The sequence below is a fragment of the Streptomyces alanosinicus genome (genome assembly GCF_014650595.1).
GTDB lineage: Bacteria > Actinomycetota > Actinomycetes > Streptomycetales > Streptomycetaceae > Streptomyces > Streptomyces alanosinicus.
In genome coordinates, this window is the sequence record NZ_BMVG01000033.1 from 1 (window position 1) to 24,624 (window position 24,624).

Annotated in this window: 26 protein-coding genes and 1 tRNA gene; 16 read left to right on the top strand and 11 right to left on the bottom strand. The window is 71.6% G+C overall.

Annotation, left to right across the window (positions count from 1 at the left end; all coding sequences use genetic code 11):
- The 4 genes from IE277_RS36680 to IE277_RS36695 form a co-directional block, all read right to left on the bottom strand.
- Positions 1-612 (bottom strand): 2-oxoacid:ferredoxin oxidoreductase family protein (locus tag IE277_RS36680; protein ID WP_189958084.1); only part of this gene is annotated, 612 nt, incomplete at its 3' end.
- 351 nt (positions 613-963) lie between these two features.
- A complete protein-coding gene (locus IE277_RS36685; RefSeq protein ID WP_308433450.1) occupies positions 964-1,623 on the bottom strand; it encodes a LuxR C-terminal-related transcriptional regulator in 660 nt (219 codons plus the stop codon).
- Between the two features lie 288 nt (positions 1,624-1,911).
- Positions 1,912-3,252, bottom strand: coding sequence for a sensor histidine kinase (locus IE277_RS36690; protein WP_189958085.1), 1,341 nt, complete (start codon positions 3,250-3,252; stop codon positions 1,912-1,914).
- A 195-nt stretch (positions 3,253-3,447) separates the two neighbouring features.
- Entirely contained in the window at positions 3,448-4,632 is a 1,185-nt protein-coding gene (locus tag IE277_RS36695; protein WP_189958086.1) for a sensor histidine kinase, read from the bottom strand.
- Between the two features lie 247 nt (positions 4,633-4,879).
- Between IE277_RS36695 and IE277_RS36700 the strand changes: the two genes are divergently transcribed.
- The 12 genes from IE277_RS36700 to IE277_RS36755 all read left to right on the top strand — a co-directional run bounded on the left by IE277_RS36700 (position 4,880) and on the right by IE277_RS36755 (position 16,502).
- Entirely contained in the window at positions 4,880-5,299 is a 420-nt protein-coding gene (locus tag IE277_RS36700) for an NADH-quinone oxidoreductase subunit A (protein ID WP_189958087.1), read from the top strand.
- Entirely contained in the window at positions 5,290-5,925 is a 636-nt protein-coding gene (locus IE277_RS36705) for an NADH-quinone oxidoreductase subunit B (RefSeq protein WP_189958088.1), read from the top strand. Before IE277_RS36700 ends, IE277_RS36705 begins: the two co-directional genes overlap by 10 nt.
- Positions 5,922-7,310 carry an NADH-quinone oxidoreductase subunit C gene (locus tag IE277_RS36710; protein ID WP_189958089.1) on the top strand — a complete coding sequence of 463 codons (1,389 nt, stop codon included), beginning with the start codon at positions 5,922-5,924 and terminating at the stop codon, positions 7,308-7,310. The genes IE277_RS36705 and IE277_RS36710 overlap by 4 nt, the downstream gene beginning before the upstream one ends.
- Entirely contained in the window at positions 7,307-8,275 is a 969-nt protein-coding gene (locus tag IE277_RS36715) for a complex I subunit 1/NuoH family protein (RefSeq protein WP_189958090.1), read from the top strand. Before IE277_RS36710 ends, IE277_RS36715 begins: the two co-directional genes overlap by 4 nt.
- Positions 8,276-8,277: 2 nt before the next feature.
- Entirely contained in the window at positions 8,278-8,829 is a 552-nt protein-coding gene (locus IE277_RS36720) for a NuoI/complex I 23 kDa subunit family protein (RefSeq protein WP_189958091.1), read from the top strand.
- Positions 8,826-9,497 carry an NADH-quinone oxidoreductase subunit J family protein gene (locus IE277_RS36725; RefSeq protein ID WP_229882235.1) on the top strand — a complete coding sequence of 224 codons (672 nt, stop codon included), beginning with the start codon at positions 8,826-8,828 and terminating at the stop codon, positions 9,495-9,497. The genes IE277_RS36720 and IE277_RS36725 overlap by 4 nt, the downstream gene beginning before the upstream one ends.
- Positions 9,497-9,886 (top strand): NADH-quinone oxidoreductase subunit NuoK, encoded by a 390-nt coding sequence (gene nuoK / locus IE277_RS36730; RefSeq protein ID WP_189958092.1) that lies wholly within the window; start codon positions 9,497-9,499, stop codon positions 9,884-9,886. The genes IE277_RS36725 and nuoK overlap by 1 nt, the downstream gene beginning before the upstream one ends.
- Positions 9,883-11,904, top strand: coding sequence for an NADH-quinone oxidoreductase subunit 5 family protein (locus tag IE277_RS36735; protein ID WP_189958093.1), 2,022 nt, complete (start codon positions 9,883-9,885; stop codon positions 11,902-11,904). Before nuoK ends, IE277_RS36735 begins: the two co-directional genes overlap by 4 nt.
- A 6-nt stretch (positions 11,905-11,910) precedes the next feature.
- Positions 11,911-13,485 carry an NADH-quinone oxidoreductase subunit M gene (locus IE277_RS36740; protein WP_189958094.1) on the top strand — a complete coding sequence of 525 codons (1,575 nt, stop codon included), beginning with the start codon at positions 11,911-11,913 and terminating at the stop codon, positions 13,483-13,485.
- The gene (locus IE277_RS36745) at positions 13,482-14,999 is read left to right on the top strand and encodes an NADH-quinone oxidoreductase subunit N (RefSeq protein ID WP_189958095.1); all 1,518 of its coding nucleotides are present in this window, start codon (positions 13,482-13,484) and stop codon (positions 14,997-14,999) included. Before IE277_RS36740 ends, IE277_RS36745 begins: the two co-directional genes overlap by 4 nt.
- Positions 15,000-15,249: 250 nt before the next feature.
- Entirely contained in the window at positions 15,250-16,113 is an 864-nt protein-coding gene (gene htpX, locus IE277_RS36750) for a zinc metalloprotease HtpX (RefSeq protein WP_189958096.1), read from the top strand.
- Positions 16,110-16,502 carry a YccF domain-containing protein gene (locus tag IE277_RS36755; protein WP_189958097.1) on the top strand — a complete coding sequence of 131 codons (393 nt, stop codon included), beginning with the start codon at positions 16,110-16,112 and terminating at the stop codon, positions 16,500-16,502. Before htpX ends, IE277_RS36755 begins: the two co-directional genes overlap by 4 nt.
- A 60-nt stretch (positions 16,503-16,562) precedes the next feature.
- On the opposite strand, the gene IE277_RS36760 is transcribed toward IE277_RS36755, so the two are convergent.
- On the bottom strand, positions 16,563-17,813 hold the full coding sequence (locus IE277_RS36760; protein WP_189958098.1) for an APC family permease: 1,251 nt from the start codon (positions 17,811-17,813) through the stop codon (positions 16,563-16,565).
- A 165-nt stretch (positions 17,814-17,978) separates the two neighbouring features.
- On the opposite strand from IE277_RS36760, the gene IE277_RS36765 reads away from it, so the two are divergent.
- On the top strand, positions 17,979-18,245 hold the full coding sequence (locus tag IE277_RS36765; RefSeq protein WP_189958099.1) for a GlsB/YeaQ/YmgE family stress response membrane protein: 267 nt from the start codon (positions 17,979-17,981) through the stop codon (positions 18,243-18,245).
- A gap of 101 nt (positions 18,246-18,346) precedes the next feature.
- On the opposite strand, the gene IE277_RS36770 is transcribed toward IE277_RS36765, so the two are convergent.
- The 4 genes from IE277_RS36770 to IE277_RS36785 all read right to left on the bottom strand — a co-directional run bounded on the left by IE277_RS36770 (position 18,347) and on the right by IE277_RS36785 (position 20,713).
- Positions 18,347-18,835 (bottom strand): YajQ family cyclic di-GMP-binding protein, encoded by a 489-nt coding sequence (locus tag IE277_RS36770; RefSeq protein ID WP_189958100.1) that lies wholly within the window; start codon positions 18,833-18,835, stop codon positions 18,347-18,349.
- 460 nt (positions 18,836-19,295) lie between these two features.
- Entirely contained in the window at positions 19,296-19,448 is a 153-nt protein-coding gene (locus IE277_RS36775; RefSeq protein WP_189958101.1) for a hypothetical protein, read from the bottom strand.
- Between the two features lie 381 nt (positions 19,449-19,829).
- Positions 19,830-20,012: a carboxymuconolactone decarboxylase family protein gene (locus IE277_RS49785; RefSeq protein WP_373310968.1), complete on the bottom strand. Its 183-nt coding sequence runs from the start codon at positions 20,010-20,012 to the stop codon at positions 19,830-19,832.
- Between the two features lie 26 nt (positions 20,013-20,038).
- Positions 20,039-20,713 carry a hypothetical protein gene (locus IE277_RS36785; RefSeq protein WP_189958102.1) on the bottom strand — a complete coding sequence of 225 codons (675 nt, stop codon included), beginning with the start codon at positions 20,711-20,713 and terminating at the stop codon, positions 20,039-20,041.
- A gap of 424 nt (positions 20,714-21,137) precedes the next feature.
- Here IE277_RS36785 and IE277_RS36790 point away from each other — a divergent pair, with 424 nt between their 5' ends.
- Together IE277_RS36790 and IE277_RS36795 are read left to right on the top strand one after the other, a co-directional pair.
- Positions 21,138-21,362 (top strand): hypothetical protein, encoded by a 225-nt coding sequence (locus IE277_RS36790; RefSeq protein ID WP_189958103.1) that lies wholly within the window; start codon positions 21,138-21,140, stop codon positions 21,360-21,362.
- A 39-nt stretch (positions 21,363-21,401) separates the two neighbouring features.
- The gene (locus tag IE277_RS36795) at positions 21,402-21,614 is read left to right on the top strand and encodes a hypothetical protein (protein WP_189958104.1); all 213 of its coding nucleotides are present in this window, start codon (positions 21,402-21,404) and stop codon (positions 21,612-21,614) included.
- Between the two features lie 107 nt (positions 21,615-21,721).
- On the opposite strand, the gene IE277_RS36800 is transcribed toward IE277_RS36795, so the two are convergent.
- Together IE277_RS36800 and IE277_RS36805 are read right to left on the bottom strand one after the other, a co-directional pair.
- Positions 21,722-22,378, bottom strand: coding sequence for an SDR family oxidoreductase (locus tag IE277_RS36800; protein ID WP_189958105.1), 657 nt, complete (start codon positions 22,376-22,378; stop codon positions 21,722-21,724).
- Positions 22,379-22,754: 376 nt separating this feature from the next.
- On the bottom strand, positions 22,755-24,020 hold the full coding sequence (locus tag IE277_RS36805; protein ID WP_189958106.1) for an amidohydrolase family protein: 1,266 nt from the start codon (positions 24,018-24,020) through the stop codon (positions 22,755-22,757).
- A 523-nt stretch (positions 24,021-24,543) separates the two neighbouring features.
- Between IE277_RS36805 and IE277_RS36810 the strand changes: the two genes are divergently transcribed.
- A tRNA-Thr gene (locus IE277_RS36810) sits at positions 24,544-24,616 on the top strand.
- The last annotated feature ends 8 nt before the right edge of the window (positions 24,617-24,624 follow it).

The window sequence follows — 24,624 nt, forward strand, 5'->3', positions numbered from 1 at the left end:
CTCCGTCGGCCGGTGATACATCCACGACAACAAACCCAACGCAAACATGTTCTTACTGCGCTCGGCCTCCTTGCGGGACAGGGCGAACTCCTTCAACGCCTCCAGCGTGAGCGAGGTGAGCGGCACCGGGTGGAGGTTGTAGCCGTCGAGCGAGCCGTCCTCCAGCGGAGAGGCGTCGTAGCCGACCTTCTGCAGCGCGCGCTTGGTGAACTCGTCCGTGTTGACGATGATCTCGGCACCGCGCGGCAGATCGCCGATGTTCGCCTTCAGCGCGGCCGGATTCATGGCCACGAGCACGTTCGGCGCGTCGCCGGGGGTGAGGATGTCGTGATCGGCGAAGTGGAGCTGGAAACTGGAGACACCGGGCAGGGTGCCGGCAGGGGCACGGATCTCGGCGGGAAAGTTGGGGAGCGTCGAGAGATCGTTGCCGAAAGAGGCGGTCTCCGAGGTGAAACGGTCACCGGTGAGCTGCATACCGTCACCCGAGTCCCCCGCGAACCGGATGATCACCCGGTCCAGGCGCCGCACGTCCTTCGCGCCGCCCGATGTGCGCTGCTCCCCGACGACGGCTCCGTCGGCCTGCTCCGCTGGGCTGCTGACCTGGCTGGTCACTGAACTGGACCTCCTTCGAGGCGGCTGTCCGGGCGTGGTCGTCCCACGGACCATCCCAGGATCAACCCTACGTCGGTTAGGGTCGCCTTCCCGAGGCCATCCGTATGATGGACGGCTTTCTGAGACGGCCTGTCGCGTTACTGAGAGGTTCTTTCGCGCGTCCGGGACGGTCTCTCACGGCGGTTTCTCATGGTGTTCCGCGCTGACTTCGCACGTTTTCTCCCCCCTCGTGCCTGACCCGAGGACGCTCGCCGCACGGCTCCCGGTTTCTCTGCGCCGCTCACCCGTCCGGGTGGCCTGCCCCCATGGAAGCCGGACGGGCTGACATCTAGCTGACACGGTGTCAGTCCGCTAGGAGTTCAGATAGGTCAGTACGGCCAGAACCCGCCGGTGATCCCCGTCACTCGGGGCCAGGCCGAGCTTCAGGAAGATGTTGCTGACGTGCTTCTCCACGGCCCCGTCGCTGACCACCAGCTGCCGGGCGATCGCCGAGTTCGTCCGTCCCTCGGCCATCAGCCCCAGCACCTCGCGTTCGCGCGGGGTCAGCCCCGTGAGCACGTCCTGCTTGCGGCTGCGGCCGAGCAGCTGTGCGACCACCTCGGGGTCCAGTGCCGTACCGCCCTCGGCCACCCGCACCACCGCGTCCACGAACTCGCGCACCTCGGCGACCCGGTCCTTGAGCAGATAGCCCACACCCCGGCTGGAGCCGGCCAGCAGCTCGGTGGCGTAGCGCTCCTCCACGTACTGCGACAGCACCAGTACCCCGAGCCCCGGGTGCGTCTTCCGCAGCCGTACGGCCGCCCGTACGCCCTCGTCGGTGTGTGTCGGTGGCATCCGCACGTCCGCCACCACCACGTCGGGCAGAGCGCCCTGCGCCTCCAGGTCGGCGACGGTCTTCACCAGCGCCTCGGCGTCCCCCACCCCGGCCACGACATCGTGCCCGCGGTCCGTCAACAGCCGGGTCAGGCCCTCCCTGAGCAGCACTGAATCCTCGGCGATGACCACCCGCACCCTGTCCTCCACGATCTCCTGGCCCCCCAAGCCCGATCCCGCCCCTCGACCACGTCCGGCGGTTGTCGTCCGTACAGAGCTGTCGTCCGTACAGAGGTCAAGCATTCCAGCAATCGCCCCGGTCCGCCGCACCACCAGGGAATTGCCCCGGGGCGGCAGGGGGCCGTAGAGGGCCGTAGGAGGGGGCTGGGCCGGTGAGTCGTAGGGAGTACGGGCAGGGGAGCCCTGGGGAGGGCTGACCGGGGCTCCCCAGGCCTCCCGGCAGCGGGACGGCCGTTCCCGCTGTCGTCAGGCCCGCCAGGGCAGCTCCGCGATCACCCGGGTGGGGCCGCCCGTGGGGGAGTCCACCACGAGGACGCCGTCCACCGCGCCCAGGCGTCCGGCGAGGCCGGCCAGGCCCGAGCCGCGGGAGGCGTCAGCGCCGCCCACCCCGTCGTCGGTCACCTGCAGCATCAGCCGGTCCTCGGTGTGCCACACGTCCACCGACGCGGAGCGGGCCCGGCTGTGCTTGCTGATGTTCTGCAGCAGTTCGGAGACGGTGAAGTAGGCGATGCCCTCGATGGCCGGGGCGGGGCGGGCCGGCAGGTCGACCTCGACCCGCACCGGGACCGTGCAGCGGGAGGCGACCGCGGACAGTGCCGCGTCCAGGCCCCGGTCGGTCAGCACGGCCGGATGGATGCCGCGGGCGAGGTCCCGCAGCTCCTGCAGGGCCGTCTTCACCTCGCCGTGCGCCTCGTCCACCATCCGCGCCGCCGCCCGCGGATCCTCCCGGAGCTTCTCCTTCGCCAGCCCCAGATCCATGGCGAGGTTGACCAGCCGGGCCTGCGCCCCGTCGTGCAGGTCCCGCTCGATGCGCCGCAGGTCGGCCGCGGCCGTGTCGACCACGACCCCCCGGTCCGACTCCAGCTCCACCACCCGCGCCGACAGCGGCGACGGCCCCAGAAGTCCCCGGACCAGCAGCCCGTCGACCGTCGTCAGGGCCCGTACGATCCACGGCGTGACCAGCGTGAACAGCAGCCCGACCAGCGCGGTCACGGTGATCTCGAACGGGTTGTCCAGATAGACACTGTGGTGCTCGTCGCCGTACAGCTGCAGCCCGCCCTGGCCGGCGTACGCCGGGAAGACCCAGAACCACAGCGGGTAGCTCAGCAGCGTCCAGCCGGTCGTCCACAGGCTCACCGTCACCACGAACGAGAACACCGCCCAGGGGAACTGCACCAGCGCGTACAGCATGTTCCGCCAGGAGGTGCCGCTCTTGAGCACCGCGCCGATCCAGGCCAGCGCGCCCGGCCCGCGCATCCGCAACGGCTCCGGCTCGGCCACGTCCAGCCGCAGCAGGCCACGCGCGCGTGCCCGCTCCAGGGCCGCGAAGCCCCGGCAGCCGGCGAGCGCCGCCGCGAGCACCGGGACTCCGATGAAGGTCACCAGCAGGCCGGCGCCGAGCGCCACCATGGTCACCGTCCAGACGAACAGCACGAGGGCGAGCGGCAGGCTCAGCAGGACATAGCCGAACTCGCGCCAGCTGCGCGCCTCGAACGGCGCCCGCAGCGCGGCGGGCAGCCGATGGCCGGCGGCGGAGCCGCCGTCCCCCCGTCCGTATCCGTACTCGTGTCCGTACTCCGTGGCCATCGTCCTCGTCCCGTTTCTCGTCGTCCGAGTGGCTCTTCAGCCGTATGTCCAGAGTCGTGTCCCGCGGCGCGCCGGGCCATGGAGTCCGTCGGCGTCTTGGGGCGGGGGTTTTCCCCACCTTGGCCTCCGGCGGTTCGGCCGGTTCTCGGTTCCGCCGGCTTCTCTTGGTTCCGCTGTTGGTTCCGCTCTTGATAGCTATGCGGTCCGGTCGCGCCAGGGCAGTTCGGCTGTGATGACCGTCGGGCCGCCGGACGGTGAGTCGAGGACGAAGAGGCCGTCCACCGCGCCCAGGCGGTCCGCCAGGCCCCGCATACCGGTGCCACCGTCCAGCCGGGCGCCGCCCCGGCCGTCGTCCTGGACCTGGATGAGCAGCCGGTCCTCGGTGCGCCACACGTCCACCGACGCGGAGCGGGCCCGGCTGTGCTTGCTGATGTTCTGCAGCAGCTCGGAGACGGTGAAGTAGGCGATGCCCTCGATGGCCGGGGCCGGGCGGTCGGGCAGGTCCACGGTGACCTTCACCGGGACGGTGCAGCGCGAGGCGACCGACGACAGGGCCGCGTCCAGGCCCCGGTCCGTGAGCACGGCCGGATGGATGCCGCGGGCCAGATCGCGCAGCTCCTGCAGGGCCAGCTTCACCTCGCCGTGCGCCTCCTCGACCATCGTGGCCGCCGCGTCGGGGTCCTCCAGCAGCTTCTCCTTGGCCAGACCGAGCCCCATGGCGAGGTTGACCAGCCGGGCCTGCGCCCCGTCGTGCAGGTCCCGCTCGATGCGCCGCAGGTCGGCCGCGGCCGTGTCGACCACGACCCCCCGGTCCGACTCCAGCTCGGCGATACGGCGTTCCAGCTCGTCCGAGGGCGACAGCAGCCCCCGCACCAAGAAGCGGTCCACGTTCGCGAGGCCCCGCGCCAGATACGGCAGCACCGGCCACAGCACGAACAGCGAGACCAGCACCGCGGCGAAGGTGAGGACGCCCCAGGGCAGCCGGATGACGTCGTACAGCAGCGTCCGCCAGCCCACCGGGTCCTTCAGCGCCATCCACAGCCGCAGCGTCAGCCCGTCGGTCCTCGCGAGCGGCAGCGGTGTCGGCTCCTCCACCTGCACCCCGAGCAGCCACCGGGCGCGGGCCCGCTCCAGCTTGCCCAGCTGACGGGCGCCCAGCAGACCGAGTGTGAGCAGCGGGAGACCGATGACCGTGATCGTCAGGGCTCCGCCGACGGCCACCGCGGCGATCGCGTAGACGAAGCCGAACACCGACACCGGCAGGTTCAGCAGGAGATGCAGGACCTCCTTCCACGTGTGCGCGTCGTACACCGGCCGGATCGGCGGCGGCCGGTCGGTGCCGTCGCCCCGGTCCGGGGCGGAGCTGCTGGTAGCGGTCATACCGGTCAGCCTGCCGTGCCGGGCGCCCTCCGCGCCATGCGGTATGCCGCCCTCCGCCGACGGGGGAAAACCCCACCCCCGGCCTCCTCACCCGTCTCACGCCGTGACGGGCTGCTTACCGGTTCTTTATCAGGGCCTAGACTCCCGTGCGTACAGATCGTCGAATCATGGTGCATCACAGATCACGGTGCATCACAGAATTCACCGGTGTCACGAGGTCCACGAGGTCAGGGAGCGAGGTCGGACGGTGCGGGAGACGTTGGGGGACTCGACGGCCGCCACGGCGCACGTCATCGCGGCCGGCTATTTCCGGTCGTACTCGGTGGTGGGCCTGCTCGCCGTCGTCGGCGTGCTGTTCGTCGCGGTCGCCTTCGGCGCCGGCCGCCTGCTGCGCCCGATCGTGCCGACGCCCGAGAAACTCCTGACGTACGAGTGCGGTGTCGACCCGGTCGGCGAGGGCTGGGCCCACACCCAGGTCCGCTACTACGTCTACGCCTTCCTGTACGTGATCTTCGCGGTCGACTCGATCTTCCTGTTCCCCTGGGCGACGGTCTTCGCCGCCCCCGGCTACGGCGCGACCACCCTGGTGGAGATGTTCGTCTTCCTCGGTTTCCTCGCCGTCGGCCTGCTGTACGCATACAAGAAGGGCGTCCTGGCATGGACGTGAACCCCTCCGTCCCCGAGGCTGTCCCAGGGCCCGTGCCGCTGCCCGAGCCCAAGCGGCTGGGCACCCTGGCCCGGCTGGCCCCCGAGCCGATGAAGGTGATCCTGAACTGGGGCCGCCGCTACTCGCTCTGGGTCTTCAACTTCGGCCTCGCCTGCTGCGCGATCGAGTTCATCGCCGCGTCGATGGCCCGCCACGACTTCATCCGCCTCGGCGTGATCCCGTTCGCGCCGGGCCCCCGCCAGGCCGACCTGATGGTGGTGTCCGGCACGGTCACGGACAAGATGGCCCCGGCCGTGAAGCGCCTGTACGAGCAGATGCCCGAGCCGAAGTACGTCATCTCCTTCGGCGCCTGCTCCAACTGCGGCGGCCCCTACTGGGACTCGTACTCCGTCACCAAGGGTGTCGACCAGATCATCCCCGTGGACGTGTACGTCCCCGGCTGTCCGCCGCGCCCCGAGGCACTCCTCCAGGGCATCCTCAAGCTCCAGGAGAAGATCGCCCGGGAGTCGCTGGAGGAGCGGTACGGCCACGCCCGGCCGTCGGTGGCTGCGCTGACCAGCGACCTGGTGAAGCCGCCGGCGCCACCCGCCGAGGAGGACACCCCGGCCGAGGAGGACACCCGATGAGCACCGTCGGCTGGCTGCCCGCCCCGGCCGAGGACCTCTTCGGCACGGACGCCACGGCCGAGGAGTCGTACGACCTCCTGACCGTGGACGTACCGCCCACCGCCTGGCTCACCGCCCTGGAGACGGCCCGTACGACCCTGGGCTGCACCTACTTCGACTGGCTGAGCGCGGTCGACGAACCGGGCACGGGTTTCCGCGTCTCGGCCCACGTCGTCGCCCTGCACCCGGTCCGCCGGCTCCTGGTCCGCACGACCGTCCCGCACGAGGCGCCGACACTGCCCTCCGCCGTCGGCGTCTACGCGGGCGCCGCCTGGCACGAGCGCGAGACCCACGAGATGTTCGGCGTCCGCTTCGAAGGCCACCCGTCGCTGGCGCACCTGCTGCTCCCCGAGACCTTCGAGGGCCACCCGCTGCGCAAGGACTTCGTCCTCGCCGCCCGCGTCGCCAAGGCCTGGCCCGGCGCGAAGGAGCCGGGGGAGGCTGCGGCGGGTGCGGCACATGGTGGCCCGAAGCGCCGGCAGATGCTGCCCCCGGGCGTGCCCGACCCCAACGAGTGGGGCCCCCTGAAGGGCCAGCTCCCGCCCGCACCGACCCGCCCGGCGCGGGGCACGGCGGGACGCGCGCCGGGCGAGCGCCCGGCCCGCGCGGCCGGCGAGCGTCCCGTACGGCGGGCCCGTACGGCGGCGGAGGGCTCCGCGAGCCAGACAGCGCCGCAGGCCGAAGAGGGCGCCGCGGAGGCTCCGAGTGCGGGTGCCGCTGCTGGTGCCGCTGCTGGTGCTGGTGCCGGTGCCGGTGTCCGTCCGCGCCGGATGAGGAGCGCGAGCCAGGGCTCGGCGAGCCAGACGGCGGCGCCGGGCGAGGACGCCGCCGGACAGTCGGCGGAAGGCCCGGCAGCCACAGGCCCCGCCGCGCACCCGCCCGGCCCGGCACCATCGGGTCCGCGCCGCGCGCGCAGCGCCTCGGACGGCTCGGCCTCGCAGCGGCCGCAGGGCCAGACGCCTACGCCGGCCGATCCGACGGCAGAGGCTCCGGCCGAGCCTGCCGAACCGGCCGGACAGGACAGCGCGGCCCGCCGGAGCACCGCCCCGCGCAGCTCGGACGCGCCGTGGCACCACGCCCGCCCGGCTTTCGACGCGCCGACGGAGGCCGAGCGGACGCCCGCCGAAGCCGAGCCGACCGTGCGACAACCCGAGCAGGCCGCCACCGGTGCCGAGCGCGCCACGGATGCCGACGCCGACGCCGACGGCCAGACCGGCGAAGCCCCTGTCACCGGTGAGGCTCCCGCCAGCGGCGAAGCTCCCGCTCCCGGCGAAGCCCCCACGAGCCCGGCCGCTCCCGACTCCTCCGACACCCCCGACGACGACCCCACAGGAGGCCCGCAGTGAACGACGCGCTGGACGTCGCTCTGCGACTCCTCGTCGTGTTCGTCGTCTTCCTCACCTTCCCGCTGATCGTCGGCCAGACCGAGCACAAGGTGATGGCTCATATGCAGGGCCGCCTCGGCCCGATGTACGCGGGCGGCTTCCACGGCTGGGCCCAGCTGATCGCCGACGGCGTGAAGTTCGCACAGAAGGAGGACGTGGTCCCGGCCGGCGCCGACCGCCGCGTCTTCCAGCTCGCCCCCGCCGTCGCCCTGCTGCCGTACCTCCTCGTCCTGCTCGCCATCCCGATCGGCCCGAGCGAGGGTGCCGTCGGCCAGGTCCTCGACGCGGGCGTGTTCTTCGTGCTCGCGGTGATGGGCGTCGGCGTGCTGGGCTCACTCATGGCCGGCTGGGCCAGCGCGAACAAGTTCTCCCTGCTCGGCGGCCTGCGCACGGCAGCCCAGCTGCTCGCCTACGAACTCCCGATGCTGCTCGCCGCGGCCTCGGTCGCCATGGCCGCCGGAACGGTCTCGCTGCCCGGCATCCTGCACGCCTTCCACTGGTGGTGGGTGCCCTGGCAGATCGTCGGCGCGGTCGTCTTCTTCGTCGCCGGGCTCGCCGAACTGCAGCGCCCGCCGTTCGACATGCCCGTCGCCGACTCGGAGATCATCTTCGGCGCGTACACCGAGTACACGGGCCTGCGTTTCGCACTCTTCCTCCTCGCCGAGTACGCCGGCATCGTCGTTCTGTGCGGTCTGACCACCGTCCTCTTCCTGGGCGGCTGGCACGGACCCTGGGGCGCCGACGGCCTCGGCTGGGTCTGGACCCTGCTGAAGGCCGCGATCCTCGCCTTCCTCGTCATCTGGCTCCGCGTCACCTACCCGCGGCTGCGCGAGGACCAGCTCCAGAAGCTCTCCTGGACCCTCCTCGTCCCCCTCTCCCTCGCCCAGATCGCCCTCACCGGCATCGTCAAGGTGGTGATCAGCTAACCATGGCCCCCATTCCCGGCAGTGGCCTCGCCAAGGGCCTGGCCGTCACCCTGCGCACGATGACCAGGAAGTCGGTCACCGAGCAGTACCCGGAAGCCCAGCCCGCACTGCCGCCCCGCACCCGCGGGGTGATCGGCCTGTTCGAGGAGAACTGCACGGTCTGCATGCTCTGCGCCCGTGAGTGCCCGGACTGGTGCATCTACATCGACTCCCACAAGGAGACCGTCCCGCCGGCCGCCCCCGGTGGCCGTGAGCGCAGCCGTAACGTCCTCGACCGGTTCGCCATCGACTTCTCCCTGTGCATGTACTGCGGTATCTGCATCGAGGTCTGTCCTTTCGACGCGTTGTTCTGGTCCCCGGAGTTCGAGTACGCCGAGACCGACATCCGCGAGCTCACCCATGAGCGGGACAAGCTCCGCGAGTGGATGTGGACCGTGCCGGCGCCGCCCGCCCTGGACCCCGCCGCCGAGGAGCCCAAGGAGATCGCCGCCGCCCGCAAGACCGCCGAGAAGCTGGCGGCCGCGCAGGCCGAGCCGGAGGAGGGCGGCTCATGAGACTCGCCTCGCCCGAGATGCCCCTGAACCTCGCCGCGGCCCAGCACGGCTTCCTGTCTCCGACCGGTGTCGAGATCGCCTTCCTGCTGGTCGGCCTGGTCACCTTCGGCGCCGCGCTGGTCACCGTCACCACCCGCCAGCTGGTGCACGCCGCCCTGTGGCTGGTGGTCGCGCTCGGTGGCCTCGCCGTCGAGTACCTCCTCCTCACCGCCGAGTTCATCGCCTGGGTGCAGGTCCTCATCTACGTCGGTTCCGTCGTCGTCCTCCTTCTGTTCGGTCTGATGCTCACCAGGGCGCCCATCGGCCGCTCCCCGGACGCCGACTCCGGCAACCGCTGGGCCGCCCTGACCGTCGCGGTCGCCGCCGCCGTCGCCCTTGTGTGGGTGGTCGTCGACGCCTTCCGCACCACCTGGATCGATCTGAACGGCCCGGCCGCCGGCTCCACCCGGGTCACCGGCGAGAGCCTGTTCCGGCACTGGGTGCTGCCTTTTGAGGCCCTGTCCGTGCTTCTCCTCGCGGCCCTGGTCGGCGCGATCGTCCTGTCCCGCAAGGCGAAGGCGGAGTCGGAGTCGAGCCCTCCCCCTGTGAACTCCCGGGCGGTCACCGAGAGTTCCCCGTCCGTCACGGATTCCGGAATTCACCCGGTCGAGCAGGAAGGCGCCCGCTGATGCACCTCGCCTACCCGGCCGTACTCTCCGCCCTCCTCTTCTGCACCGGCCTGTACGGCGTCCTCGCCCGCCGCAACGCCATCCTGGTCCTCATGTCGGTCGAGCTGATGCTCAACGCCGTCAACCTCAACCTGGTCGCCTTCGACGTCTGGCTCAGCCGGGCCGCCCGGGAGACCCTGCACTCCGGCCAGGCGCTGACCCTGTTCACCATCGCCATCGCCGCCGCCGAGATCGGCATCGGCCTCGCGATCGTGCTCGCCGTCTACCGCAACCGCGGCACCTCCGACATCGACAAGCTCCGCGACACCGCCGAAGGCCCCGAGACCCGCGGCCCCGGCACCGAGGGCCCCGGCTCCTCCGCGGCCGAGAAGGCTGAGGCCACCGCGTGACCACGACCACCCTCGCCGTCCTCGTCCCCCTCCTGCCGTTCCTGGGCGCCGCGGCCGGACTGCTGCTCGGCCGCACCGCGCCCGGCTTCGTCCGTCCGCTCGCCGTGCTGCCGCCGCTCGCCTCGCTCGTCCTGGCCGCGCTGGTCGCCGTACGCCAGGGCGGCGACCAGGCCGTCGACGCCCACACCGAACTGACGCCCACCGGCTCCGTCCCGATCGAGCTGGCACTGCACATCGACGGCTTCGCCGCGCTCGTCGCGATCCTGGTCGCGTTCGTCGCGGCCTGCGTGCAGATCTACTCGACGGGCTATCTGCGCGACGACCCGCGCTACCCCTCGTACGCCGCTCTCGTCTCCCTGTTCACCTCCGCGATGCTCCTGGTCGTCTACTCCGGCGACCTGATCGTGCTGCTGGTCGGCTGGGAAGTCATGGGCATCTGCTCCTACTTCCTGGTCGGCCACTACTGGGAGACCCCCGAGGCCCGCGCCGCCTCCCTGAAGGCCTTCCTGGTCACCAAGCTCGGCGACGTGCCGTTCCTCATCGGACTGTTCGCGCTGGCCACCGACGCCGGGTCGTTCCGCATCACCCGCGTCCTCGGTGCCGTGTCGAGCGGACACCTGCACCACCCGACGCTGATCGCCCTGCTGCTGCTCGCGGGCGTCGCGGGCAAGTCGGCGCAGTTCCCGCTGCACACCTGGCTCCCGGACGCGATGGCGGGCCCGACGCCCGTCTCGGCGCTGATCCACGCCGCGACGATGGTCGCCGCCGGTGTCTACTTCATCGCCCGTCTCCTTCCCGTCTTCGAGGCCTCCTCGGCCGCGATGGTGGTCCTCGCCGTGATGGCCGCCGTGACCATGACGGGCTCCGGTCTCGCCGCACTCGCCCAGGACGACATCAAGCGCGTCCTCGCCTACTCGACGATCGGCCAGCTCGGCTACATGACCGGTGGCCTCGCCGTCGGCGACCGCGGAGCCGCCGTCTTCCACCTCCTGTCGCACGGCGCCTTCAAGGCGCTGCTGTTCCTCGCAGCCGGCGTGATCATCCACGCCGCCGGCACCAACTCACTGGCCGCGATGTCCCGCATGCACGGCCTGCGCGACCGGGTCCCGGACGCGTACTGGACGATGACCGTGGCACTCCTCGCGCTCGCCGCGATCCCGCCGTTCAGCGGCTTCTTCTCCAAGGAGTCCGTCCTCGGCGCCGCCGAGCACGTCGCCACCGGGAGCACCGACCGCGCACCCGGCGCCGCCGGCTGGATCGTCCTCGTCGCCGGCCTGCTCGCCGCCCTGCTCACGGCCGCCTACGCGACCCGGCTGTGGCTGCTGGCCTTCCGCGGCCGGGGCGCCGAGGCCCCCGACCACGGCCGCCAGCCGCTGACGATGACCGTGGTGCTCTGGGTGCTCGCCGTGCCGTCCCTCGCCTTCGGCGGGCTCGCCTACCGCTCGCTGCCCAGCTGGTTCGACGGCCGTGACCTGACCCCGACACTGCTCACCTCCATCCTGGGCACGGGCCTCGCCCTGGTCGGCGGGCTGCTCACCTACGGTGCCTGGCAGCGCACCAACGCGCTCGCCGCCCGGGTCCCGGCAGCACCCGCGCCCTCCTTCGAGTGGGAGCGCCTCCAGGGCGAGGCCGCCGCTCACCCGGAGGGCGATGCGAGCCTGGTCGAGGCCCATGCCCTCGCCGACCACGGGCCGGCCTACCGCGACCTGGCCCACGCGCCGGACCCCGGCCGGCTGCTGCTCGGCCCGCTGCACCGGCCCGCGGCCGCCGGCTTCCACCTGGACACCGTGTACGCGGCGCTGTTCGTCCGCCCGGTCCAGGCCGGAGCGAGTCTCGTCCGCTTCCTCGACAGCGCGGTCGTCGACACCTACGTACGCGGCGCGGCCGCCCTGCCGCGGCTGCTCGGGGCCGCCGTACGGCGGGCGCAGACCGGCAATGTGCAGACCTATGTGAGCGCGCTGCTCGCCGGCACCGTCGTCCTGGCGGTCGCCGTCGTCCTCGTCGCCTCGGGAGCGTGAGCAGGCGTGATCGATATCAACGAGTCCGTGATGCAGTTCCTTCTGGCGTTCGTCGTCGTCGGCCCGCTCCTCGGCGCCGTCGCCGCTCTGCTGCCCGCCCCGCCCGGACTGAAGGGGAAGTCGCCCGAGCAGGCCGTGCTGCGGCACGGTGTGACCGTGACCGGCGCGATCCTCGTCGCCGCGCTCGTCCTCGCGCTCGGCTTCGACCACCACCATGCGTCGAAGATGCAGGCCACGACCGACATCAGCTGGATCCCCGCACTCGACGTGCGGATCCACCTCGGCATCGACGGCATCTCCCTCCCCCTTCTGGTCCTGACCGCGCTGCTGACGTTCCTCTGCGCGCTCTACTCCTACTTCAAGCCACCCGCCGGCGGCTCCCCGAAGGCGTTCGTCGCGCTACTGCTCCTGCTCGAGTCCGGCACCCTCGCGACCTTCGCCGTCCTCGACCTGCTGCTGTTCTTCCTCGCGTTCGAGATGGTGCTCATCCCGATGTACTTCCTCATCGCCCGCTGGGGCGGCGAGGGCCGGACCCGGGCCGCGTGGAAGTTCATCCTGTTCACGCTGCTCGGCTCCGTCGTCATGCTGCTCGGCCTGCTCCTGATCGGAATCAAGGCGGGCACGTTCGACATGGTGGCACTCGCCACTGACAACGGCCGGTCGCTGAGCACATCCGTGCAGGTCATCGCCGTTCTGGCGATCGGCATCGGGCTTGCGGTGAAGACGCCGATGTGGCCGCTGCACAGCTGGCTGCCGGACGCCCACACCGCCGCGCCGACCGTCGGCTCGGTCCTGCTGGCCGGTGTCCTGCTCAAGATGGGTACATACGGGTTCGTCCGGATTCTGCTGCCGATCGCGCCCCACGGCTTCCACACCTTCGCGCCGTACCTCGCCGCGTTCGCCGTGGTCGGGATCATCTACGGATCCCTGGCCTGTCTGGCCCTGGCCAGGCACGGCGCCAAGGGCGACCTCAAGCGGCTGATCGCCTACTCCTCCGTCGGCCACATGGGCTTCGTCCTGCTGGGCATCGCCACGATGACCCCGACCGGCGTCAACGGCGCCCTGTTCGCCAACATCGCCCACGGCCTCATCACCGGCCTGCTGTTCTTCCTGGTCGGCGCTCTGAAGGACCGCACCGGCAGCACCGACCTCGACACTCTCGCCGAGGAGACCGGCGCCGCGCTCTACGGCAAGGCCCCCCGCCTCGGCGGGCTGCTGGCCTTCGCCGCCGTCGCCTCGCTCGGCCTGCCGGGCCTCGCCGGGTTCTGGGGCGAGATGCTGGCGCTGTTCGGCGCGTTCAAGCCCGCCGCCGACCTCAGCCGGCCGGCCTTCCTCACCTTCATGGCGATCGGCGCGTTCGGCACCCTGCTGACGGCCGCGTACATGCTGATCGTGGTCCGCCGCGTCTGCATGGGCGGCGTGGAGCAGGAGGCGCCGAAGCTCGCCGACGTCCACGGCTACGAGTTCGCCGCCTGGACCCCGCTCGTCGCCCTCACCGTCGTCGCCGGACTGTGGCCGAGGGCGCTGCTCGGCCTGACCGACCCGGCCGTGCATCAGCTCCTCGCAGGAGGCACCCGATGAGCGCCCAGCCCGTCGCCGAGTCGCTCGTCCAGTCCGTCGACTGGCTCGCCGTCGCCCCGCCGACCATCGCCGCCGCGGTGGGACTCGTCGTCCTGGTCGCCGACCTGTTCCTGCCCGAGGCCCGCAAGAACGTCCTGGGCTGGACCTCGGTCGCCGGACTGGCCTCGGCCGCGCTGCTGCTCCTGCCCCTCCTGGACGGCGACCGCAGCACCTTCTGCGTGAACGGCGCCACGCGCGCGTGCAGCTACACCGCCGACCACTTCACGCTCGTCATCCAGTTCCTGGTCCTCGGCGGCGCGCTGCTCGCCGCCCTGCTGTCCGTCACGAACCTCAAGGACGACGAGCGCCGCGTCCCGCCGGGCGAGTTCTGGTTCCTGCTGCTGTCCTCCGCGGCCGGCGCCGCGCTGCTGCCCGCCTCCCGCGACCTGGCCACCCTGATCGTCGCCCTGGAGGTCGCCTCCCTGCCCGCCTTCGCTCTCGTCGGTATCCGGCACGGCGACAAGCGGTCCTCCGAGGCAGCCCTGAAGTTCTTCCTGTCCTCGGTGACGGCCACCGCGGTCAGCCTGATGGGCATCAGCTTCGTGTACGCCTCCACCGGCACCCTCTACCTCACCCAGGTGGCCCAGCGCCTGACTCACGTCGACGGCCAGCTGCACACCCTCGCCCAGGTCGGTGTCGTCCTCACTCTGATCGGCTTCGCCTTCAAGACGGCCGCAGTCCCCTTCCACTTCTGGGTGCCCGACACCTACGTAGGCGCGCCGCTGCCTGTCGCCGCCTACCTGTCAGTGGTCGGCAAGGCGGTCGGCTTCTCCGGCCTGATTCTCGTCACCGTCGTCGCGTTCCCCTCGTACGCCGACGTCTGGGGGCCCGCGCTCGCGGCCCTGGCCGCCCTCACCATGACCGTCGGCAACGCCGCCGCCCTGCGCCAGCAGGCCACGCGCGCGTACAGCGCCGTACGGCTGCTCGCCTGGTCCTCCGTCGGCCAGGCCGGCTATCTGCTGGTGCCGATCGCCGCCGCCGGCTACGCGAAGGACCCGCAGAAGGCGATCGGCTCCACGGTGGCCTACGCCCTGATGTACGCGGCCGTGAACCTCGGTGCGTTCGCGGTGGCCGCCCTGGTGGGCCGCGGCCGGGCCCTGAACCGGATCAGCGACTACCGGGGCCTGTACGCGACCAATCCGCTCACCGCGCTCCTGCTCGCGTTCTTCCTGCTGTGCCTGGCCGGGCTGCCGCCGGGCGTCATCGGGCTGTTCGCCAAGGTCACCGTGTTCTCGGCGGCCGTCGACGCGGGCCTGGGCTGGCTCGCCGTCGTCATGGCCGTCAACGTGGTGATCGCCCTCTTCTACTACCTGCAGTGGACGGCCCTGCTGTTCCGTGCCCCCGAGGGCGAACCGGCCCGGCACCGCGTCCCGGCCCCCCTCACGGCCGCCCTCGCCCTCACCGGCGTACTCGGCGTCGCCCTGTCCGGAGCGCCCCAGCTGGTCCTCCGCTTCGCCGCCACCGGCCTCTTCTGAAGCTGTTCCCGGCAGGTCCCACCCGGACCGCTCCGACAGGGGCATCGGACTGCCGGGAGAAGCCGCCCCGCGCGGCTGGGCGCATCCGTGCCGTCACGCGCGCGTGCACGCGAATGAGCACGTCACCCGTACGGCCGAGCGGCGCCCGCGCAGCCGGCAGGGAACTCGTGGCCGTCGCCTGGCGTTGTCACAAGCGGGAGGGTCCACTGGACCAAAGTGTTCCCCAGCTGCACGACTTGGAGGGCGCACGGTGCACCGCCGGCACAACGGGCTCAGGACCGCAGTACTCCTCGGGGGACTGTCCGCACTCATCATCGTCATCGGCAGCTTCTTCGGCCGCACCGGACTCATCGTCGCCGTCCTGGTGGCGCTCGGCACCAACGCGTACGCGTACTGGAACAGCGACAAGCTGGCACTGCGCGCCATGCGCGCCCGCCCGGTCAGCGAGTTCGAGGCCCCGGCGCTCTACCGGATGGTCCGCGAGCTGTCCACGCAGGCCCGCCAGCCCATGCCCCGGCTGTACATCTCACCCACGGAGGCCCCCAACGCCTTCGCCACGGGCCGCAACCCCCGCAACGCAGCCGTGTGCTGCACCGAGGGCATCCTGCGCCTGCTGGACGAGCGCGAGCTGCGCGGCGTCATCGGCCACGAGCTGAGCCATGTGTACAACCGGGACATCCTCATCTCCTCGGTGGCCGGCGCCCTCGCCTCGGTGATCATGTTCCTGGTGAACTTCGCCTGGCTGATCCCGATCGGCCGCTCGGACGACGACGACGGCCCCGGCCTGCTCGGCATGCTCCTGATCATGATCCTCGGCCCGCTCGCCGCCACCGTCATCCAGCTGGCCATCAGCCGCTCCCGCGAGTACGAGGCGGACGCCTCCGGCGCCCAGCTCACCGGCGACCCACGGGCCCTCGCCGGCGCCCTGCGCAAGCTGGAGGCCGGCACCCAGCAGCTCCCGCTGCCGCCCGAACCCCGGATCGAGACCGCCAGTCATATGATGATCGCGAACCCCTTCCGCCCGGGCCAGGGACTGACCAAGATGTTCTCCACGCACCCGCCCATGGCGGACCGCATCGCCCGGCTCGAAAAGATGGCAGGTCGCTACCAGTGAAGACCATCCTGAACGTCATTTGGCTCATCCTGAGCGGCTTCTGGCTGTTCCTCGGCTACCTGTTCGCCGGGGTCCTGCTGTGCATCACGATCATCGGCATCCCGTTCGGCATAGCGGCCTTCCGTATCGGCCTCTACGCCCTGTGGCCCTTCGGGTACACGACGGTCGAGCGCCGGGACGCGGGCGCCCCCTCCTGCATCGGCAACGTCCTGTGGCTGATCCTGGCCGGCTGGTGGCTGGCCATCGCCCACATCGTCACCGGCATCGCCCTGTGCATCACGATCATCGGCATCCCGTTCGGCATCGCCAACTTCAAGCTGATCCCGGTCTCCCTGCTGCCGCTGGGCCGCGAGATCGTCCCCACGGACCAGCCGTTCGCGACCCGCTGACCACGCCGGCGACAGACGGGCGCCGGCCGCGCGGGTGGCCTCGGCCGTGCTGACGGCACGTCATTCGCCGCGCCGCCGCGCCCAGAGCCGTACGCCGTAGGCCGCCACGCCCACCGCGAGTACTCCCGCCCCCGCGGCCACCGAGACGGCGGGCAGCGCGAACGCCAGCGTGGCGCATCCCAGCAGGCCCGCCACGGGCGCCACACGGGCCGCGGGGGCCGGACTCAGGGTCCACGCGGAAGCGTTGGCGACGGCGTAGTAGGCGAGCACTCCGAAGGAGGAGAAGCCGATCGCGCCGCGCACGTCCACCGTCGCGGCCAGTACGGCGACCACCGCGCCCACGGCCAGCTCGGCCCGGTGCGGCACCTGGAAGCGGGGGTGCACGGCCGCCAGCGCCCCCGGCAGATGCCCGTCCCGGGCCATGGCGAGCGTCGTACGGGACACGCCGAGGATGAGCGCGAGCAGCGAACCCAGGGCCGCCATAGCCGCCCCGGCCCGCACCACGGGCACGAGCCCCGGCACGCCGGCCGCCCGCACCGCGTCGGCCAGCGGAGCCACCGCGTGCCCGAGCCGGTCCGCGCCGAGGACCGTGAGCACCGCGACGGCCACGCACGCGTACACCGCGAGTGCGATCCCCAGGGCCAGCGGGATCGCGCGCGCAATCGTGCGCGCCGGATCCCGTACCTCCTCCCCGAGGGTCGCGATCCGCGCGTACCCGGCGAACGCGAAGAACAGCAGTCCCGCCGCCTGCAGCATCCCGCCCGCGCCCGAGGACAGCCCGACGTCCAGCCGTCCGGCGGCGGCCCGCGCGGAGGTCAGGCACACGACCACCACGGCCGCGAGAACGGCCAGCACCACCGTCACGATCACACGCGTCAGCCACGCCGACTTCTGCATCCCGCCGTAGTTCACGGCCGTCAGGACCACCACGGCGGCGACCGCCACCGCGTGAGCCTGCCCCGGCCAGACATACGCGCCCACGGTGAGCGCCATGGCCGCGCAGGACGCCGTCTTGCCGACCACGAACGCCCAGCCCGCGAGATAGCCCCAGAAGGGGCCCAGCCGTTCCCGGCCGTACACGTACGTGCCGCCGGAGGCCGGATAGCGGGCCGCGAGACGGGCCGAGGACATGGCGTTGCAGTAGGCCACCACGGCAGCGAGCGCCAGCGCGGGCAGCAGCCCCGTTCCCGCCGCGCGCGCGGCGGGCCCCAGGGCCGAGAAGACGCCGGCCCCGACCATCGAGCCGAGCCCGACGACCACGGCGTCCCGCACGCCCAGGGTGCGGCGCAGTTCGTTACCGGAAGGCGTCACGCGCCGCACCTTACTGAGCGCGGCAACCGCGTGGTGGATCCGTGGCGTCCTCTTCGTCGACACGGCACGAACACGCGCGCGTGGACCGCGCGTGGACAGCGGGTCCTCGCCGGATTCTCAGCGGCCGGACGGTGCGGACACAGCGCGGAAGGGCAGGTTCACGGTATGGGCATCATCGCTTGGATCATCCTGGGACTGCTGGCCGGAGCCATCGCCAAGATCCTCCTGCCGGGCCGCGACCCCGGCGGCTTCATCGGCACGACCCTCATCGGCGTCGCGGGCGCGTTCATCGGTGGCTGGATCTCGGCCCGTTGGCTGCACCACCCGATCACCAAGAGCTTCTACGACGGCGCCACCTGGGTCGCGGCCATCGGCGGCTCCCTGGTGCTGCTGATCGTCTACCGCATCCTGTTCGGCAACTCACGCGACTGAGCGCGGCGTCGACAGCACGGAAGGGCGGGCGCTGCTCGGGGGCGCCCGCCCTTCCCGCCTCTTGCTCGCTTCTCGCCTCTGACCGAGGCCCTGCCGGTCTCTTACCGGTAGTTCACGAACTGCAGTGCGAAGTCGAAGTCCTTGCCCTTCAGCAGCGCGATCACGGTCTGCAGATCGTCCCGGCTCTTGGAGGAGACGCGCAGCTCGTCGCCCTGGACCTGGGCCTTCACGCCCTTCGGGCCCTCGTCGCGGATGATCTTCGCCACCTTCTTCGCGTTGTCCTGGGAGATGCCCTCCTGGATCGACGCGAAGATCTTGTACTCCTTGCCGGACAGCTGCGGCTCGTCCGCCTCCAGGGCCTTCAGCGAGATGCCGCGCTTGATGAGCTTGGACTGGAAGACGTCGAGGACGGCGTTCACCCGGTCCTCGGAGTTCGCCTCCATGAGGATCTTCTCGCCGGACCACGAGATCGAGGCACCCACGCCCTTGAAGTCGTAGCGCTGCGAGATCTCCTTGGCGGCCTGGTTGAGGGCGTTGTCGACCTCCTGCCGCTCGACCTTCGAGACGATGTCGAAACTGGAGTCGGCCATCCTGTGGCTCCTTGTATCAGGGTGCGAATCGGGTGCGTGCCGGCGTGCGCGGCGGCGGTCGCCGGGCCCGGCATGTCACCGGGCCGCATCCGCACCAGCCTAGCCACCCCGCGAGCCCAGGGGTGGAGATCAATCGGGTGGCGAAGCACCCCTGTGTATCGGGTATTGTTTACGACGTCGCCAGGGAGCGCTGCCGAAAGGTGGTTCGATCTGGTGGTCAACCCGGCGGTGTGGCTCAGCCTTCCCAGGTTCGAATCCTGGCGCCGCCACACTTGAGGAGACCCTCTCCAAACTGCGGAAACGCAGAGTGGAGAGGGTCTCTTTGTGTTCGAGCACTCTCTTCGAGTCGGTATACGAGCGCGAGGATTGTCCCGGTGTGTGTCCATGCTCACCACCAGGAGAACGGCCTCTGACCAGGTGAACCGGTCAGAGGCCGCGGTGTCGTCGGAGCGGGTTTCCCCTACTGCTCGTAAGGGTTGAAGCACTTCAGCGCGGCCCAGCCGTAGATGACCTTGTGGTCCTTGCGGACCACCTTGCCGTAGATCCAGGCCTTGTCCACCTTGATGTCCTTGTAGCCCTTGTAGTCCTTGTAGTCCACCTTCGTGCCGTTCATGAGGTCGCCCTTGTAAGCGACGCCATTGACCTTCGCGCTGGTGTTGGCCTTCGCCCGTATGTTGACCGAGCTGCACGTGGCCTTCAGCTTCCAGACGGAAGCTGCCGACGCAGATCCGGCACTCAGTCCGAGCGCCCCGACCGCGAGGGCGGAGGCGCACAGAACCGCTACCAGTGACTTCTTCAGGATCGTCGTGATCCCTATCGACTATCGGCCTCGACTGTCCCCATGGACAGACACGACTGCCTGGTAAACCCTCATGAGCAGGTCTGATTTCGACAGCTCGTCGACGCGCGCGCACCAGCTCTGCTCGGTCAGGTTCCGAGACAGCAAAGGTAGTTGGCCACCGATGCGCGTCATGGGGGCGGGCGGGGCCCGCCGTCAGTGGAACTTGGTGAGCATGCCCGCCTCGTAGTCGCCGGCGGGCTGCTGGGTGATGACGTTTCGACGGTTGAAGGCGTTGATGACGGCGATCTGGGTCACCAGGTCGGCGAGCTGGTCCGTGATATGGGTTCCCTGCCATGTCAGTTCCAGGGCGCGTGCGGACCACGTCCACGTCGCCACGCTGGGCCGGCGTGGGCGGGCGCGCGTCAGCCGGCGGTGCCGACCAGGCGACGCATGATCGTCATGAGTTCGTCGGGCGGGGAGATGCTCATCGTCCGGCTTTCCTGGTCGAAGACCGTGATCGATGTCAGGGTGCCGGCGCGCCACCAGAAGACCCGGGGGGAGAGGCGTCCGGGGCCGTCCTCGTAGGCGCCCTGCCCGAACTGTGCCAAGGCGTTGACGGCCTCGGCCACGTGCCTGTCGGTGAGCGGGTAGAACACGAGGTTGTGCCGGTTCGGGACGACGAGCAGCACGCCCTCGTCCGGTATCTCGGGGCCGTCGGCGGCCCGCACCGCCTCGTCGAAGACGAGCACCTTGCTGGCCGCGAACACCGACTCCGGGTGGCCGAGGATGTGGAGGACCGCGCCACCGGGGAGATCGTAGGTGTTGTAGTCGACCGGCTCGCTGAGCAAGTTGGTACGCGCGGCGGCCGCGAGGGTGTCCCACTCGACGAGGGCCACGTCACGGTCATCGAGGACACGGACGTTGTCAGGGGTGTCGAGGGCGATGCCCGCCAGGAGGTCCGTGGCCAGCGGCTGCAGGTAGCTGAACTGCTCTCGTGCTTCCTCGGGTATCGATTCCTCGGCGACCAGCCGCAGGTACACGCTGCGCAGGGCGTCCGGGGCACTGCTGTGGTCGGTGCGGGCTGACAGGTCACTCATACGCGGTTCCTCGGGGTGTGCGGCCGCGGCGGGGTGCCGGGCACATCTGGTGGGTGGTCCGTCGGGCGGCTCACAGGTGGAGCAGCTCACCGATCAGATCACGCAGTCCCGCGCCGCCGCACCGTGGTGCAGCGGTGAGCAGGTGCTGGCGCCGGTGCGGCCGGGGACACCCTGTCGGAACCCGGTCGCCTTTTGTCGGTGGCGAGGCCCGGCATCGCTCCCGTACGGCTCTGTCACTCGCGTGGGGCCGACGGTGAGAGTCCGCCCGGCCGGGCGAGGAGGCCTGCCAGGTTCAGGTGACGTGCGCGCTCGCCGAAGGGAGGGGCGGCCCCGCATACCCGTTGTGCCGCGCCGACGCCGTGCCGGGGATTCTGGAATGACCGGTCCGGGTGCGGCTGGGGACGGTCCGGACGATGCTGGAGCCATGGCCGGGAAGCGACCCATCATCGTGCACCTGCCGTCCCCGACCGGCGGCCGCCGGGTCCGGGTGGACGGCGAGATCCTCGGCCTGGCGCACAGCGTGCCGGACCTGGTGGAGTTCCTGCGGCGCGCGGGTCTGGAGATCGAGCCGGAGCAGGTGGCCGACTCGCCGCTGATCGACTGGCGAGGGGTGGGCCCTGACCGATGGGAAGCCGATTCCCGCACCTGACGGTGACACCGCCGTCCCGAATGCGGGCACACTGACGGCATGTCCTCCCGACGCAGAACCTGTCCCGTGTGCCGCCGCGACATCGCCGTCGTCGCGGGCCGCTTCGCGCGACACGACCCACCCGGCGCGCGGGAGAGCGGCGGACTCCTCTCCTGCGCCGGGTCGCGACGGCAGGCACAACTCGGGGCAGCCCAGCTGGCGTTGGACGGATACGCCGTACCGGAGTTCCCCGGGCAGCTGCCTCTGTTCTGAGCCGCGGAGCGGTGCGGGAAGCCGGACCACGGAGCCTGACGGGGTGGCAGCAGGCGGTGCTGGGGGCTTGGTGGTGGCCCCGATCGTTCAACGGCCGGTGGTGGTCATCAGTTCCCGGCCACCGACTTCACCGCGACCGACACCGGAGTCGATCCGCTGATCAGCTCCAACGTCAGACCGGTCGTCGCCGGGGTGTCCACCAACTCCGCGAGGACGGCCGCCACATCGTCCCTCGGGACCGGACCGCGCCCGGTGTGCGCCTCCAGACGGACCAGACCGGTGCCCGCGTCGTCCGTGAGCGAGCCGGGGCGCAGGATCGTCCACTCCAGGGCCTGCTGGCGGGTGACGTGCGCGTCCGCCTCGCCCTTGGCACGCAGATACGCGTCGAAGATCTCGTCGCCCTGGTGCGCGGGATCGGCGCCCATGGAGGACACGACCACGAAACGACGTACACCCGCGCGGACGGCCGCGTCCGCGAACAGCACCGCCGCGCCCCTGTCCACCGTCTCCTTGCGGCCCGCTCCACTGCCCGGACCCGCACCGGCCGCGAACACCGCCGCATCGGCGCCCTGCAGGTGCGCCGCGACTTCCTCGACCGAAGCGGACTCCAGGTCGAGCAGCACCGGTTCGGCACCGGCAGCCCGTAGATCGTCGCCCTGCTCGGCCTTGCGGATGATCCCCGCGACCTCGTCCCCGCGCGCGGAGAGCAGGCGCTCCAGCCGCAGCGCGATCTGACCATGACCACCAGCGATGACAATGCGCATGGTTCCGACCGTACGCCGGAGGGGGCGCATCCGCCGCACGAGTTAACCGGCATGGGCGGAGCGCGCCGGGCTCACTCGCGCAACACGCGCCCGGCGTGCACTGACGTGCGCGGGGGCGTGTGCCCAGGGTCGCGCTCCCCGGTGCGTTGTGATCAGTCCTGCGCCCCGCGTGCACCCCGCATCACACGCCCGCATCTGCCGGTCGGCGCGCCATCAGCGCGCGCTCCGCCCCACGCGCCTGCATCTGCCGGTCAGCACCGGCGCGCACTTCGTCCCACGCGCCCCGCTGCGCGCCTGCCTGCCGCACGCCCCGCGCTCCACGACACCCCGAGCCAGCTCTCGATCACCCTGAGCCGCGCCTACGGCCCCGGCCGCATCACGACAACTCGCCCCGCCCCTGCCGCGGCAACCCGAGTTCCACCGTGGCCGCCGAGTTGCAGTACTCCCGCACCGCGCTCGTACGCGCCACCACCCGGCCCCGGTGCACCACGATCCGGCTGTAGGCCAGGGACAGGGCGCCGGCCAGACGGTCGCCGCGCACGGCCAGGAGGTCCGCGGGGAAGCCCGCCTCCACGCGTACCTCCGGCAGGCCCAACACCGCGCGGGCCGAGGCGCTCACGGTGTCGTAGGCGTCCTCCGGGCGCAGGCCGTGGGTGGACGCGAGGAGGTAGGCCGCCTCCAGGGGGTCGCCGCGGCCGACGGGGTTGGAGGCGTCGCGCAGGGCGCCGCTGCCGGCCGCCACGCGCACCCCGGCCGCGCGCAGCAGCCGTACCGGAGCGGCGCCCCGGCGGTCGGCGCCGCAGCAGCCGCCCTGGGGCAGGCATACGACCGTCACGCCGGCCGCGGCGAGCTGGTCCACGGCGCGGGACGTGGCCTCGGCGGGCAGACGTGCGAGACCGGCGCACGGCCCGATCGTCACGCCGGGGCGCAAGCCGCCCGCCATGGCCGCGAGCCGGGACAACCGGGCCGGGTCGGAGGCGTCCGTGTGCAGGTCCACCGGGCAGCCGTGTTCGGAGGCCACCTCCAGGACGGCCTCGACGTAGCCCGTGGGATCGGGGTCCAGGTCGGGGCAGCCACCCACCACGGAGGCGCCCATCTTGACCGCGTCGCGCAGCATCGCCAGCCCGTCGGCCCCGGCCGCGCCGGTCAGCAGCCGTGGCATCGCCACCGTCGTCAGCTCCGCGAGTCCCCGCAGCGAGCGCCGGGCGTGCAGGACGGCGCCCAGCGCGCCGAGCCCCTGGACGTCGCCCACGCGTACGTGCGCGCGTACCGCCGTCGCCCCGTGCCCGAGCTGCAGCAGAGCCGCCTCCGTGGCCCGGCGCTGGACGTCCTCCGGGGCGTACGACACCGGGCCCGGGTGCTCGGCGGACAGCGCGGTGTCGCCGTGGCCGTGCGGTTCGGCGGGGGCCGGCAGGAGCAGGTAGCCGCCCAGGTCCACGCGCGTGGCGCCGGTCCGGGCCGGGCCCGGCGCCAGACTGCCGGCCGTGCCCACCGCCTCGATACGTCCGCCTCCGAGCCGTACGTCCACGGTCCGGCCGTCGGTGAGCCGCGCCCCGCACAACAGCAGGGCGGCCGAGTCGGACTGTCCCGAGGATCCCGAGGAGTTCGACGGTGGGTGGGGCTGCGGCTGGCTGTCGGGCATCGCGCTCCAGGGTCGGTACCGGGGGCTCGGGCGGGCCCGCGTGAGGATCGGGGCGCGGACGCCCCAAGATCATGCAGATTGAGTCGAGCCTAGGACGGCGAACCGCGCGGGACGCGCAGGAGCGCAATAGTCGTACCGGTGTGGTCCGCACTTGGCGGTACGTCTGTCGTCCGGCTGCGCGGCTCCGGCCCGTCTTCGACGACGCCCGCCCGCGCGGCCCGTGCTCGCCCGCGCGGCCCGTGCTCGCCCGCGGACGGGCACGCGCGTGCCGGCCTCTGGCTCCCGTCGTCTCCCGAGTCTCCCGACCCGGGCACGCAATGGCCTCACCCTCCGCAGCGAGCTCCACGCGCGTGCCGGGCGTCGGCGTCCCGTACACCGGCTTCCTGATCCCTTTCTCGGCTACCCGCCGCCCGCCTCACCGCGGCTCATGAGGCCGTTGCGGGGGAGGGGATGGGAGGTGCGGAGGGCGGTCGGATACGGATTTGGGTGAACGGCGGCGGACCGTGTAATGTCTTCATCGCTCGCCCCAATAGCTCAGTCGGCAGAGCGTCTCCATGGTAAGGAGAAGGTCAACGGTTCGATTCCGTTTTGGGGCTCTGGTGCG

Excerpts from the sequence above, each read along its gene's own strand:
- IE277_RS36765 (WP_189958099.1), top strand. The coding sequence starts at position 17,979 with ATGGGCATCATCGCTTGGATCATCCTGGGACTGCTGGCCGGAGCCATC.
- IE277_RS36745 (WP_189958095.1), top strand. The coding sequence starts at position 13,482 with ATGAGCGCCCAGCCCGTCGCCGAGTCGCTCGTCCAGTCCGTCGACTGG.
- IE277_RS36720 (WP_189958091.1), top strand. The coding sequence starts at position 8,278 with ATGGCCCCCATTCCCGGCAGTGGCCTCGCCAAGGGCCTGGCCGTCACC.
- IE277_RS36710 (WP_189958089.1), top strand. The coding sequence starts at position 5,922 with ATGAGCACCGTCGGCTGGCTGCCCGCCCCGGCCGAGGACCTCTTCGGC.
- IE277_RS36690 (WP_189958085.1), bottom strand. The coding sequence starts at position 3,252 with ATGGCCACGGAGTACGGACACGAGTACGGATACGGACGGGGGGACGGC.
- IE277_RS36785 (WP_189958102.1), bottom strand. The coding sequence starts at position 20,713 with ATGAGTGACCTGTCAGCCCGCACCGACCACAGCAGTGCCCCGGACGCC.
- nuoK (WP_189958092.1), top strand. The coding sequence starts at position 9,497 with ATGCACCTCGCCTACCCGGCCGTACTCTCCGCCCTCCTCTTCTGCACC.
- IE277_RS36805 (WP_189958106.1), bottom strand. The coding sequence starts at position 24,020 with ATGCCCGACAGCCAGCCGCAGCCCCACCCACCGTCGAACTCCTCGGGA.
- IE277_RS36725 (WP_229882235.1), top strand. The coding sequence starts at position 8,826 with ATGAGACTCGCCTCGCCCGAGATGCCCCTGAACCTCGCCGCGGCCCAG.
- IE277_RS36795 (WP_189958104.1), top strand. The coding sequence starts at position 21,402 with ATGTCCTCCCGACGCAGAACCTGTCCCGTGTGCCGCCGCGACATCGCC.
- IE277_RS36770 (WP_189958100.1), bottom strand. The coding sequence starts at position 18,835 with ATGGCCGACTCCAGTTTCGACATCGTCTCGAAGGTCGAGCGGCAGGAG.
- IE277_RS36790 (WP_189958103.1), top strand. The coding sequence starts at position 21,138 with ATGGCCGGGAAGCGACCCATCATCGTGCACCTGCCGTCCCCGACCGGC.
- IE277_RS36800 (WP_189958105.1), bottom strand. The coding sequence starts at position 22,378 with ATGCGCATTGTCATCGCTGGTGGTCATGGTCAGATCGCGCTGCGGCTG.
- IE277_RS36705 (WP_189958088.1), top strand. The coding sequence starts at position 5,290 with ATGGACGTGAACCCCTCCGTCCCCGAGGCTGTCCCAGGGCCCGTGCCG.
- IE277_RS36775 (WP_189958101.1), bottom strand. The coding sequence starts at position 19,448 with ATGAACGGCACGAAGGTGGACTACAAGGACTACAAGGGCTACAAGGAC.
- IE277_RS36695 (WP_189958086.1), bottom strand. The coding sequence starts at position 4,632 with ATGACCGCTACCAGCAGCTCCGCCCCGGACCGGGGCGACGGCACCGAC.